The sequence below is a fragment of the Shinella sp. Sh6 genome (genome assembly GCF_055392685.1).
On record NZ_AP044007.1, the window covers coordinates 145,634 to 158,204 of the forward strand.

The window sequence follows — 12,571 nt, forward strand, 5'->3', positions numbered from 1 at the left end:
AACCAACCAGAGTCTAACCAGGAGGATGAAATGACCCTTTCGAAAACGTTGAAATCCATGCTGTTCGGCGTCGCGGCCCTTGCACTTGCCGGCCCCGCCCTTGCCGACCAGCTCGCCGACATCAAGGCTGCCGGCAAGATCGTCACGGCGACCGACATGCACTACGCCCCCTTCGACATGCTGGTCGACGGTACCTATGACGGCATGACGAAGGACCTCTTCGACGGCGTCAGCAAGGAACTCGGCGTCGAGCCGGTCTACCAGGACATTCCGTGGACGGCCGAGCTGCCGGGCCTCGAAGTCAAGAAGTTCGACATCGTCATCGCGCCGGTCACCATCACGCCGGAGCGCCTCGAGCGCTACGCCTTCTCGCTGCCGATCGCCGATGCGACCGTCTCGCTGGTCAAGGCCGCCGGCAACAAGGACCTGAACAAGCCCGAGGACATCAAGGGCAAGACCGTCGGCGTCCAGCAGGGCACCGCGCAGTTCCGCCAGCTCGAAGCCTACGGCAAGGAGCTGGGCGGCGTGACCGTGAAGGAATACGGCACGACCGACGAAGCCTATGCCGACCTTGCCGCCGGCCGCCTCGACGCCGTCGCCGGCTCGCTGCCGAACCTCACCTACCTCGTGAAGAACCGTCCGGAGAGCTTCGCCCTGTTCGAGCCGGCTTCCTTCGGCCAGCCGACCTACTTCGCCTGGGTCGCCCGCAAGGACGCCGACAGCGACAGCTTCGTCAAGGCCGTCAACGACGCCCTCCTGAAGATGACCGACGACGGCCGCATCAAGGCCATCCAGGAAAAGTGGCTCGGCGCCTACACCGAGCTGCCGCGCGAAGTGCCGACCAAGTAAGAAAAGCCGCGGGCGGGGCCTTGCGCCCCGCCCGCCTTCCGGCCCGGCCGCTGCGAAGCGTTGCGGTTTGCGGCCCGGAAAGATAGAGCGTTTGCGCGCCCGGAAAGGCCGGCGGCGCGCCGAACCACCGCGAGGGGCCATGTTCTCCATCTCCGTCTTCCTGGAAAGTTTCGGCCCGTTGTTCTGGGCGGCGCGCTACACGCTGCTGATCTCGGTGCTGGGCATCGGGCTCGGGCTCGTGATCGGAACGCTGGTCTGCGCGGCGCGGCTGTCGCCCTATGTCTGGCTTCGCCGCTTCGCCATGCTCTGGGTCAGCTTCCTGCGCGGCGTGCCGCTTCTCGTCCAGCTTCTCGTCTTCTACTACACGCTGCCGGTGATCGGCCTCGACGTGCCGGCCATGGTGGCGGCGGTCGTGACCGTCGGCATCTGCGCCAGCGCCTATATCTCGGAGATCTGGCGCGGCGCCATCGCCGCCCTGCCGAAGGGCCAGTCGGAAGCCGCCATCGCCATCGGCATGACCCCGCAGGACGTGTGGATCCGGGTGATCCTGCCGCAGGCCTTCAACCTGTCGCTCCCCGCCCTCATCAACGAACTGATCCTCCTCGTGAAGGCCTCCTCGCTGGTCTCCGTGGTGGGCATCCTCGAAATCACCCGCGCCAGCCAGGCGCAGGCCGCGACCACCTTCCGGCCGCTCGAAGTCTATATCGCGGCCGCCTGCATCTACCTCCTGATCAACCTGTGCCTTGCGGTGCTCGGTCGCTATCTCGAACACAGGACGGCTATCTGATGGACTGGAGCATCCTGCAGCAATACGGCCCCGGCCTTCTCAGCGGCTTCGGCACGACGATCCTGTGCTGGCTGCTGGGCACGGTCTTCGGCATGGCGCTCGGCCTTGTCCTCGCCCTTGCCCAGCGCTACGGCGCGCGCTGGCTGAACCGGGTCATCCAGGTCTATGTCGAGATCATCCGCGGCACGCCCTTCCTCGTGCAGCTCTTCGTGCTCTATTACGGCGGCCCGCTGGTCGGCCTCCGGCTCGACGCGCTGCCGGCCGGCCTCCTCGGCCTCACCGTCTACGGCAGCCCCTATTTCGCGGAAATCTTCCGCTCGGGCTTCCGCGCCGTGCCGCACGGCCAGATCGAGGCCGCCCGCGCCATCGGCATGACAGAGGCCTCCATCGTGCGCCGCATCCTGCTGCCGCTCGGCCTCGTCTCCTCGCTGCCGGCACTGGTGAATTTTTCCATCATCCTCACCAAGGAAACGGTCATCCTGTCCATCATCACCGTTCCCGAACTGATGTACCAGGTCCAGCGCATGTCGACCGAGACCTTCCGCTACCTCGAAGCCAACCTCGTCCTGGCGCTTTTCTTCTGGGCGCTCGTCGAGGCCATCTCGAATGCCGGCCGCTGGCTCGAGGCGCGCATCACCAAACACCTCGTCGAAAGGACCTGAGATGGTTTCCGCATCCTCCGTCGAAATCCGCAAGGTCAACAAGCACTACGGCACCTTCCACGCGCTGAAGGACATCGACCTCGTCATCCCGCCGGGCAAGGTGACCTGCCTCATCGGCCCGTCCGGCTCGGGCAAGTCCACGCTGCTGCGCTGCGTCAACTTCCTGGAGGAATACGATTCCGGCGAGGTACTGATCGACGGCACGATGATCGGCTACGAAGCGCCCGGAAAGAAGATGCCCGGCCGGAAGCTGCGCGAGATGCGCCGCTCGATCGGCATGGTGTTCCAGCAGTTCAACCTGTGGCCGCACATGACCGCCCGCGAGAACGTCGCCGAAGGGCTGATCCGCGTGCGGGGCCTGTCGAAGAGCGAGGCGCACCGGCGCGCCGCCGACGCGCTCGCCAAGGTCGGCCTTGCCGACAAGATGGCGAACCACCCCTCGCGCCTTTCGGGCGGCCAGCAGCAGCGCGTCGCCATCGCCCGCGCCATCGCCATGGAGCCGCGGCTGATGCTGTTCGACGAGCCGACCTCGGCGCTCGACCCGGAACTGGTCGGCGAGGTGCTGAACGTCATGAAGACGCTGGCGAGCGAGGGCATGACCATGGTGGTCGTCACGCACGAGATGGGCTTTGCCGCCCATGTCGCCGACCAGGTCGTCTTCATGGAGAAGGGCGAGCTCGTCGGCGTCGACAGCCCCGACCGCATCCTGCACCATCCCGAGGACGCCCGCATCCAGTCGTTCCTGCGCACCTATCACGAGCGCAACAGCTTCTAGGAGCGGCCTTGCGGCGGGCGTCCGACGACGATATTCCCGCAACGCGGAATTTTTAGGAATTCCATTTCTGTCAAATTGCGGCGGCGCGGGGCAAACCTGTGCCCGTCGCCTGTGACGCAGGGTCGCTCCCTGCCGTCTTCGCATCGCGGAGTGGCGATGCTATCCCGTCGGGCGACCTGACTGAAAGCGTGAGCTGAAAATGACACTTCCCACCGCCTCGAAGGACGAGGCGCAATCCGCCCCCATGGTGCTCTTTGCGGGCGCGACCAAGCGCTTCGGCGAGGGCGAGAACGCCTTCGTCGCGCTCGACGGCGTCGACATGGCCGTCGGCCGCGGTGCGATCACCGGCATCATCGGCCGCTCGGGCGCCGGCAAGTCCACCCTCATCCGCCTCGTCAACGGCCTGGAGAAGGCGACGTCCGGCAAGGTCGTGGTGGACGGAACCGAGGTCGGCAGGCTGGACGAGACGGGCCTTCGCACCCTTCGCCGCGAAGTCGGCATGATCTTCCAGCACTTCAACCTGCTCTCCTCGCGCACCGCCTTCGACAACATCGCCCTGCCGCTGGAGATCGCCGGGCTCGACCGGGCCGCGATCCGCGCCAAGGTCGGCCCCCTCCTCGACCTCGTCGGCCTCGGCGACAAGGCCGAGCGCTATCCGTCCGAGCTTTCCGGCGGCCAGAAGCAGCGCGTCGGCATCGCCCGGGCGCTTGCCACCTCGCCGAAGCTGCTGCTGTCGGACGAGGCGACCTCGGCGCTCGACCCGGAAACGACGCAGTCGATCCTCGCGCTCCTCAAGCAGATCAATGCCGAGCTCGGCCTTACCGTGCTCCTCATCACCCACGAGATGGAGGTGGTGAAGACCATCGCCTCGCATGTCGCCGTCATCGACAGGGGCCGCATCGTCGAGCAGGGGCCGACTTTCGGCATCTTCACCGCCCCGCAGCACGAGACGACGCGCATCCTCCTTTCCTCCGCCCTCGGCACCACGCTGCCGGAATGGCTGCGCTCGGGCATCAAGCCCGAACCCGCCGCCGGCGACCGCGTCCTCGTGCGGCTCACCTTCTTCGGCGCGACGGCCTTCGAGCCGCTGACGGCCCGGCTCGTCACCGAGATCGGCGGCAACGTCAACATCCTTGCCGGCGCCATCGAGGAGATCGCGGGCGAGCCCTTCGGCACGCTCGTCGTCGCCTATCCGGCAACGCCCGAGGTCGTCGCGCGCGCCGACCGCTTCTATGCCGAAACCGGCCTTGCCACGGAGGTGCTCGGCTATGTCGCCTGAAATGCTGATCGACCTTTTGTGGAAATCGCTGCTCCAGACGCTGCAGATGGTGGCCGCCTCGGGCCTTCTCGGCTCGCTGATCGGCCTGCCGATCGGCATCTTCCTCGCCACCAGCGGCAAGGGCGAGCTCTTCCCCGCGCCGGCGCTCAACCGGGCGGTCGGGCTCATCGTCAACGCCGCCCGCTCGACGCCCTTCATCATCCTCGTCGTCGCGATCATCCCTTTCACGCGGCTCCTCACCGGCACGTCGATCGGCACCACGGCGGCCATCGTGCCGCTGACCATCGCCACCATCCCCTTCTTCGCGCGCCTCGTTGAAGCGGCGATCCGTGAGATCGACAAGGGGCTGATCGAGGCCGCCCGCGCCATGGGCGCAACGCCCATGCAGATCGTCTTCAAGGTGCTGCTCGCCGAGGCGCGGCCGGCCATCCTGCTCGCCTTCACCATGACCATCGTCAGCCTCATCGGCTATTCGGCCATGGTCGGGGCGGTCGGCGGCGGCGGGCTCGGCGACCTCGGCATCCGCTACGGCTACCAGCGCTTCATGCCGGACGTGATGCTGGCCGTGGTCGTCGTCCTCATCGTCCTCGTCCAGCTCGTCCAGAGCGCGGGCGACGCCCTTGCCCGCAGCTTCGACAAGCGCAACCGCAAGGGCTGATTTTCCTCCTCCCCTCCCAAGCCATGTAATATCAAGGAGATACACATGTTGAAGTTCCTCGCCACGGCGGCGCTTGCCGCCCTCATCAGCGTTCCGGCGCTCGCCGAAGACATCAAGGTCGGCGTCACGCCCGGCGAACACGCCGAGATCATGGAGAAGGTCAAGGACATCGCCGCCAAGAAGGGCCTCAATATCGAGATCCTGGAATTCTCCGACTACGTCGTGCCGAACCAGGCGCTGGCCGACGGCGACCTCAACGCCAATTCCTTCCAGCACCAGCCCTATCTCGACAACCAGATCGCCGACCGCGGCTTCGATCTCGTTGCCGTCGGCAAGACGATCACCACGCCGATGGGCGTCTATTCCAAGAAGGTGAAGAGCCTCAGTGAGCTTGCCGACGGCGCGACCGTCGCCATTCCGAACGACCCGACGAACGGCGGCCGCGCCCTCCTCGTCCTCGCCAAGGAAGGCCTCATCAAGGTCAACCCGGATGCCGGCCTGAAGGCGGGCCCGGCCGATATCGTCGAGAACCCGAAGAACATCCAGATCTCCGAGCTCGACGCCGCCCAGCTTCCCCGCTCGCTGGACGACGTGGACGCCGCCGTCATCAACACGAACTACGCGCTGGAAGCCGGCCTCAACCCGACGAAGGATTCCATCGCCATCGAAGGCAGTGAGTCACCCTATGCCAACGTGATCGTCGTGCGCAGCGCCGACAAGGACGCTCCGTGGGTGAAGACGCTTGTCGAAGCCTATCACGACGACAGCATCAAGGCCTTCATCACCGACCATTACAAGGGCGCGATCATCGCTTCCTGGTAACAGTCGGGCTCATCGCCCAAAAAAGCAACGCCCTGCCGAACGGCAGGGCGTTGTCGTTTCAGGACCGGTCAGCCGGCCGCCGGCTGCGGCGCGGGCATGGCGACGCCGAGCCGTTCGGCGTCGCGGCGAAGCTTTTCCCACGCGGCATCGCCGACCGGCACGCCCTTCTCCAGCGCCGCCCGGCGCTTCTTCGCCGCGCTGTTGCCGGGCACGCGCACGGCCCCCTTGTTCCAGGGCGCCGGCGGGTTGCTGCGGCAGGCCTCGGCGGTGAAGTCCGCCTCGGCGGTAAAGGCATCGAGCCCGGCGAAGAAGGCGGGGTCCATGACCTGGAGATAAGCGCTCTGGGCGAAGGTGCCGGCAGGCGTGTTCGCCCTGCCCTTGCCGGAAAGGCCCTGCCCCATGATGTCCACCATGAGGGCGAGGCCGAAGCCCTTGTGTCCCTTGTCGACGCCGCCGAGCGGCATCATCGTGCCGCCGCGCTCGGTGATCTCGCGCGGCTCGTCGGTCGGCTCGCCAGCGGCGGTAAGCGCCCAGTCGCCCGGGAACTTCTCGCCGCGCTTGGCGAGCGTCTGCGTCATCGTCGTCGTGGTGATCGAGCACGAGACGTCGATGAGGATCGGATCGCCCGAGGTGGGATAGCCCGCCGCCATCGGGTTGGGCGTCAGGAGCGGCTTCGTGCCGCCATAGGGCGCGACGCGCGCGGCCCCGGGATTGGAGACGGAAAGCTGGACGATGTAGCCGCGCTCGGTGACGCGGCGCATGAAGGCCGAAAGGGCGCAGGTATGATGGCAGTTGCGGATGGCAGCCGCGACGATGCCATGGTCGGCGACCCGCTCGCAGGCCTGGTCGAGCGCCTTGGTCAGCAGCCAGGCCCCCGGCAGGAGATTGCCGTCCCACACGAAGGTCGCGCCCCTGTCGGCCACCACGTCGTAGCTGCCGGCCTTTGCCATCGAGCCTTCCTCGATGGCTTCGAGATACCAGTGCAGGAGGCCAACGCCGTGGGTCTCATGACCGATCATGTCACCCTCGACGAGGATTTCGGCGGTCGCCGCGGCCTTGTCGGCCTCCATGCCGACGCGGGCGAGCATGTGTTCGACGAAACCCGTCAGGGCGCGCTGGTCGATAAGGGGCATGGAAGATCCGTTCTTTCTCTGTCGAAGCGCGGGCCGGCCTCAGCCGGCCCGCGGATGGCTTTCTATTTGAACTTGATCTGGGCAAGCTGGAGTTCGGAGTTTGCCGCAATCGTCGGCTTGAAGTCCAGACGCGGCGAGACGCGGGTGAAGCCGACCATGTGGAACATCGGGATATCGGCGATGATCTCCTCGTTCACCTTGGCGAACAGCTCCTTCCACAGCTTGGTGCGCTCGTCGCCCGTCGCCGTCGTCGCCTTCTCGATGAGGGCGTCGACCGCCGGGTCGCGCACCATCGAATGGGCCCCTTCCGAGGCATATTTCACGAAGGCGGTGAAGACCGGGTCGCCGGTGGCGTTGTCATGCTGCGACTGGGTCAGCGTCGGGCCGGAATCGGCGACATAGGGCGCGACGAAGTAGTTGTTCCACACCGACACGTCGTACATGTCGAGCTTCACGTTGAGGCCGATGTCCTGGAGCATCGCCATGATGGCTTCCATCGCCTCGGTGGCGTTCGGATACTGCCCGTTGCGGCCGATGATGCGGATCTGCGTGTCGACCGGCACGCCGTCGGCCTTGGCTTCCTCCACCAGCTTCCTGGCCTTGTCCGGATCGTAGGGCCAGACCGGGATATCGGCGTTGTAGCCGATGGTGGTCGGCACGACGAGCTGGGTCGCGATCTTCGCCTGTTCGGGGAAGAGCGTGCCGATCATGGCCTGCCGGTCGATCGCAAGGTTCATCGCCTCGCGGATGCGCCGGTCGTTGGTCGGCGCGATGCGCGTGTCGATGCGCAGCGACGTCGTTTCCGAGTTGGGATAGGCGAAGTCCGTTTCCTTGTTCGTCGCGTCCTGGAGCGCAATCGAGGGCACGATATCGGCTTCGCCCGCCCCGACCATGGCAGCGGCGACGGCACTGTCGGACCGGAAGAGATAGGTCGCCTTCTCGACGGCCGGCTGGTCGCCCCAATAGTCCGGGTTGCGCTTGAGGGTGATCGACTGGCCGACTTCCCAGTTGTCGAACGTGTAGGGACCCGTGCCCACCGGCTTGCGCGTGAATTCGTCGGCCGGCGTCGCATCGGCCGATTCCACCGGCATGACGGTCATCAGCAGCGGAAGGATCGGCTGGGCAGGGTTGGTCGTGATGCGGATCGTGTGCGGATCGGGGCTTTCGAAGCTGAACTCGGTGCCGCCGAAATACTTGCCGCCGACCTCGCAACTGAACTTGGCGTTCTTGTTGCGCTCGATGGTGAACTGCACGTCCTTGGCGGTGAATTCCTTGCCGTCGTGCCACTTGACGCCCGGCCGCAGCTTGAACTCCCAGGTGTCATTGTCGACCTGCGACCATTCGGTGGCAAGGCGCGGCTTGAGGCCGCCGTTCACATAGTCGAACTCGACGAGCATCTCGTTGACGTTCTCGGAGATGACGCGGCCGACATCCTGGCGTGCGGCCATGCAGGGCTCGACGACGTCGACGGTTTCGGCAAGCACGATCGCCACGTCCTTGCTCTTGTCCTGTGCCATTGCGGGGACGGCGCAGAACGCCAGTGCGGTGGTTGAAAGGCAGAAAGCTGCCATGCGGAGTTTCATTTCGGTCTCCTCCCTGCGTCCCGCGGGACGCCTCTTTCCATGATGAAAATCAGACCTTGAGGCCGTGGTGATGATCCGAACGGCAATTCCCCTCCGAATTGCGGATCATCTTATGCACATGCATACTAATATTTCAATTTACCTCCTATTTCAAGCGTGGATGAGTCGGTTGGCTTTCAGAAAGCGCTCCAGAACCGCCTGCTGCTCGGCCGTCAGCGGCCAGGAAGCCGGCGGGCGCGTGGGGCCGCAGTCGGTGCCCATGGCGGCAAGCGCCGCCTTGACGCCGGTGACATTGGTGCCGTTGAGCTCCATCGCCCGCACCGCCTCGAAGGGCGCCATGTCGGCGATGAGCGCGCGGGCGCCGGCATAGTCGCCGCCGTCGAGCGCGGTAAGGATGGCGAGCGAGCGCTCCGGCCAGACATTGATGAGGCCGGAGGTGAAGCCCCGCGCGCCGACGGCGTAGAGCGCGGGCGCCCAGACCTCGGCAAGGCCGCCGACCCAGAGGATGGCCGGGTCGCAGGCGGCGATGGCCTCGACAAGCTTCATCGGGTTGGGCGTCGCCCATTTGACCCCGACGACGCCGGGCACGGCGCAGAGCTCCGCAATGGCGGCCGTCCCGATGGCGTCGTTACGGAGGTAAAGCATGACCGGCAGGCCGTCCGCCGCTTCCGCCACCCGCCGCACATAGTCGGTAACGCCGCGCGGCGAGGCGAAGGGATCGGGCGGCTGGTGGATCATCAGGCCCGCCGCACCCTCCCGCCGCGCCGCGGCGGCAAGGCGGCAGGCCTCCTTCACCGAGCGCCCGACACCGGCAAGAACCGGCGCGCGGCCGTCGACCAGTCCGCAGACCTCGCCGATCATCGCCTCGGCCTCGTCGACCGCCAGCGCATAGAACTCGCCGGTATTGCCGTTGACCACCGGCACATGCAGGCCGGCGGCGAGCGCCCGGTCGAGGATCGGCCGCAGGCGCGCCGGCGCGATGCGGTCGTCCGCATCGAACGGCGTCACCAGGATGCCGGAGATGCCCGCAAGCGCCTCTCTCAACGGAGCCGGCGTCATTTGGTGGACTCGATGAGCTGCCGCATCATGTCGACCTCCTCCTCGGTGAGGTCGGTGAGGGGAGCGCGCACCGGGCCGGCCGCAAAGCCGCGCAGGCGAACGCCGGCCTTGACCGCCGAGACGGCATAGCCGGTCTTGCGGTCGCGGATGCGGGCGAAGGGATAGTAGAAATCGCGCAGCATCTGCTCGCAGGTCGCATCGTCGCCGGCAAGGAAGGCGCCGTGGAACTTCAAGGCCGTCTCCGGCACGAAGTTGAACACCGCCGAGGAATAGGTCGGCATGCCCGCACCGCGATAGGCCTGGGCGAAGAGCTCGTGCGTCGGCATGCCGCCGATATAGGAAAGGCGGTCGCCGAGCATCACCGTCACGCGGCGCACCGTGTCGATGTCGCCCGTGCCGTCCTTGAAGCCGATGAGGTTCGGGCATTCGTCGGCGAGTTTCGCGAGCTGGTCGGCGGAAACGCGGGCCTGGCCGCGGTTATAGACGATGACGGCCATGCTGGTCGCCTTGCAGACGGCGCGGATGCGCGCGGCGATGCCTTCCGGCGGTGCCTCGGTGAGGTAGTGCGGCAGGAGCAGGATGCCGTCGCCGCCGGCCGCCTCGATCTCGCGCGCCATGTCGCAGGCGATGCGCGTGCCGTAGCCGCAGCCGGCGATGACCGGCGCGTCCTTCGAGACGGCGCGCGCCGTCCGGACGACCTCGACCACCTCGCCCGGCGTCAGCGAGAAGAGCTCGCCCGTGCCGCCGGCGACGATGAGGCCGGCGACGGGATAGGAGGAGAGCCATTCGAGATGCGCCGCGAACGGCTTGGGCGAAAAGCGGTCCTCGGCATCGAACGGCGTGACGGGGAAGGACAGGAGTCCGTTGCGGATGATCTCGCGCAGGTCGGTGGGGGCGATCATGATGTTCTCCTCATTCGGTTGCGCCGGTCTTCGCGGGGAAGAGCGGCGGGAAAATTCCTAAGCTGGAGGAACCGCGGCACGCGGGTCCTCACGGCCGGAACGCGCGGCTCCGGACCCAGACTGTCTTTCTTTCGGCTGTGCGCCCGGCCTAGCGGCCGTTCGCGGCCCGCCATTCAGCAAACAGCGTAAGATTGCTTTCGTCCGTCGCCGGATAGAGGCCGACGATGGTGTGGCCCGCCTTCACCCGCTCGACGACGAAGTCCTCGTAAGCGGTCATCTCGACGGCCTCATCGGCGATCTCGTCGGCGATCTCCTGCGGGATGATGATGACGCTGTCGTCGTCGCCCACCACCACGTCGCCGGGAAACACCGCGACGTCGCCGCAGCCGATCGGCACGTTGATGTCGATGGCTTCGTGCAGCGTCAGGTTCGTCGGGCTGGACGGGCGGTTGTGATAGGCGGGGATGTCGAGCTCGGCGATGGTCATGGAATCGCGGAAGCCGCCGTCGGTCACCACCCCTGCCCCGCCGCGCACCATGAGGCGCGTGATGAGGATATCGCCGGCCGAGGCCGCGCGCGGGTCCTTGCGGCTGTCCATGACGAGCACGGCGCCCTCGGGGCACGTCTCGATGGCCACGCGCTGCGGGTGCTTCGGATCACGGAAGATCGACATGGGATTGCGGTCCTCGCGCGCCGGCATGTAGCGCAGCGTGAAGGCAGGCCCGACCATGTTGCGGCCCTTCGTCCGCACGGGGCGCACGTCCTGGATCGTCTGGTTCTTGAGGCCGCGCTTGTAGAGCGCCGAGCACAGGGTCGCGACGGAGACGCCCATCAGCTTTTCGCGGGTTTCGGGTTTCATGGTTCCTCCTCCTCAATGGCCGAAGCTGCGGGTTTCGACGGTCCAGTCGCGCGCCTTGCCCGTCAAGGAGCAGCCGAGGCCGGGGCGCGGCGGCACGATCATGCGGCCGTCCCTGATCTCGAGCGCCTCGTTGAAGAGCGGCGCCAGCCAGTCGAAATGCTCCACCCAGGGCTCGTGCGCATAGGCGGCGGCGAGGTGCAGGTGGATTTCCATGGCGAAATGCGGGGCAAGGCGCATGCGCTTGGCCTCGGCCTGCGTGCAGATGCGCAGGAACGGCGTGATGCCGCCGACGCGCGGCGCGTCGGGCTGGATGAAATCTACCGCATCGGCCTTGATGAGCGCCATGTGCTCGTCAGCGCTGGCAAGCATCTCGCCGGTCGCGATGGGTGTCGCAAGCTCGCGGGCGAGCGCGGCGTGGCCTTCGGCGTCGTAGGCGTCGAGCGGCTCCTCGATCCATTCGAGGTTCAGCGGCTCGACCAGCCGGCCGAAGCGCAGCGCCGTCGTGCGGTCCCATTGCTGGTTGGCGTCGACCATCAGCGGTGCGCGGCCGGAAAGATGGCTGGTGACCGCATCGAGGCGGCGCAGGTCCTCCATGGGGTCCGGCTGGCCGACCTTGATCTTGATGCCGCCGATGCCGGCCGCGAGCGAAAGGTCGATGGCGGCGCAGATCTCCTCCACGCTGGACGACAGGAAGCCGCCCGAAGTGTTGTAGCAGGCGACGCTGTCGCGATGCGCGCCGAGGAGTTTTGCGAGCGGCAGGCCGGCGCGCTTGGCCTTCAGGTCCCAGAGCGCGATGTCCATGGCGGCGATGGCCTGCGTGGCGATGCCGGAGCGGCCGACCGAGGCGCCCGCCCAGCAGAGCTTGTCCCAGAGCCGGGCGGTGTCGTTCGGGTCCTCGCCGATGAGGTTTTCCGCGATCTCGCAGGCATGGGCGTAGAGGCCCGGCCCGCCGGCGCGCTTGGAATAGCTGAAGCCGAGGCCCTCATGGCCGGCTTCCGAGACGATCTCGCAGAAGAGGAAGGCGACTTCGGTAAGCGGCTTCTGCCGGCCCGTCAGCACCTTGGCGTCGCTGATCGGCCGGGCGAGCGGCAGGTAGGCGAGCGACAGCTTGACGGAGCGGATGGCGTCCAGCTTGGCAGGCCCTGCCGCAAAGCCGGCCTTCGGCGGCTGGGCGGGAATGACGCGGACATCGGGATTGAACAT

At 66.8% G+C, this 12,571-nt stretch carries 13 protein-coding genes; 7 read left to right on the plus strand and 6 right to left on the minus strand.

Going from position 1 to position 12,571, the window contains the following annotated elements; genetic code table 11:
* The first annotated feature begins 30 nt into the window (after positions 1-30).
* The 7 genes from ACZ5TO_RS22840 (at position 31) to ACZ5TO_RS22870 (ending at position 5,832) form a co-directional block, all read left to right on the plus strand.
* Positions 31-849 (plus strand): transporter substrate-binding domain-containing protein, encoded by an 819-nt coding sequence (locus ACZ5TO_RS22840; RefSeq protein ID WP_184142316.1) that lies wholly within the window; start codon positions 31-33, stop codon positions 847-849.
* Between the two features lie 139 nt (positions 850-988).
* Complete coding sequence (locus ACZ5TO_RS22845; RefSeq protein ID WP_464801253.1) at positions 989-1,636, plus strand: amino acid ABC transporter permease; 648 nt, start codon at positions 989-991, stop codon at positions 1,634-1,636.
* Entirely contained in the window at positions 1,636-2,298 is a 663-nt protein-coding gene (locus ACZ5TO_RS22850; protein ID WP_184142320.1) for an amino acid ABC transporter permease, read from the plus strand. The genes ACZ5TO_RS22845 and ACZ5TO_RS22850 overlap by 1 nt, the downstream gene beginning before the upstream one ends.
* 1 nt (position 2,299) lies before the next feature.
* The gene (locus ACZ5TO_RS22855; protein WP_184142322.1) at positions 2,300-3,073 is read left to right on the plus strand and encodes an amino acid ABC transporter ATP-binding protein; all 774 of its coding nucleotides are present in this window, start codon (positions 2,300-2,302) and stop codon (positions 3,071-3,073) included.
* Between the two features lie 199 nt (positions 3,074-3,272).
* Positions 3,273-4,352: a methionine ABC transporter ATP-binding protein gene (locus ACZ5TO_RS22860; RefSeq protein ID WP_464801254.1), complete on the plus strand. Its 1,080-nt coding sequence runs from the start codon at positions 3,273-3,275 to the stop codon at positions 4,350-4,352.
* Positions 4,342-5,010, plus strand: coding sequence for a methionine ABC transporter permease (locus ACZ5TO_RS22865; protein ID WP_464801255.1), 669 nt, complete (start codon positions 4,342-4,344; stop codon positions 5,008-5,010). The genes ACZ5TO_RS22860 and ACZ5TO_RS22865 overlap by 11 nt, the downstream gene beginning before the upstream one ends.
* A 45-nt stretch (positions 5,011-5,055) precedes the next feature.
* Positions 5,056-5,832, plus strand: coding sequence for a MetQ/NlpA family ABC transporter substrate-binding protein (locus tag ACZ5TO_RS22870; protein ID WP_464801256.1), 777 nt, complete (start codon positions 5,056-5,058; stop codon positions 5,830-5,832).
* A 68-nt stretch (positions 5,833-5,900) separates the two neighbouring features.
* Here ACZ5TO_RS22870 and ACZ5TO_RS22875 read toward each other — a convergent pair whose 3' ends face one another.
* From ACZ5TO_RS22875 to ACZ5TO_RS22900, 6 genes are all read right to left on the minus strand, one after another.
* Positions 5,901-6,965: an Ldh family oxidoreductase gene (locus ACZ5TO_RS22875; protein WP_464801257.1), complete on the minus strand. Its 1,065-nt coding sequence runs from the start codon at positions 6,963-6,965 to the stop codon at positions 5,901-5,903.
* A gap of 62 nt (positions 6,966-7,027) precedes the next feature.
* Positions 7,028-8,548 carry an ABC transporter substrate-binding protein gene (locus ACZ5TO_RS22880; RefSeq protein ID WP_464801258.1) on the minus strand — a complete coding sequence of 507 codons (1,521 nt, stop codon included), beginning with the start codon at positions 8,546-8,548 and terminating at the stop codon, positions 7,028-7,030.
* 150 nt (positions 8,549-8,698) lie between these two features.
* Positions 8,699-9,607, minus strand: a complete 909-nt coding sequence (locus tag ACZ5TO_RS22885; RefSeq protein ID WP_464801259.1) for a dihydrodipicolinate synthase family protein — start codon at positions 9,605-9,607, stop codon at positions 8,699-8,701.
* Complete coding sequence (locus tag ACZ5TO_RS22890; RefSeq protein WP_464801260.1) at positions 9,604-10,509, minus strand: 5-dehydro-4-deoxyglucarate dehydratase; 906 nt, start codon at positions 10,507-10,509, stop codon at positions 9,604-9,606. The genes ACZ5TO_RS22885 and ACZ5TO_RS22890 overlap by 4 nt, the downstream gene beginning before the upstream one ends.
* Before the next feature lie 148 nt (positions 10,510-10,657).
* Positions 10,658-11,368: a ribonuclease activity regulator RraA gene (locus tag ACZ5TO_RS22895; RefSeq protein WP_464801261.1), complete on the minus strand. Its 711-nt coding sequence runs from the start codon at positions 11,366-11,368 to the stop codon at positions 10,658-10,660.
* Positions 11,369-11,380: 12 nt separating this feature from the next.
* Positions 11,381-12,571, minus strand: a complete 1,191-nt coding sequence (locus tag ACZ5TO_RS22900) for an L-talarate/galactarate dehydratase (protein ID WP_464801262.1) — start codon at positions 12,569-12,571, stop codon at positions 11,381-11,383.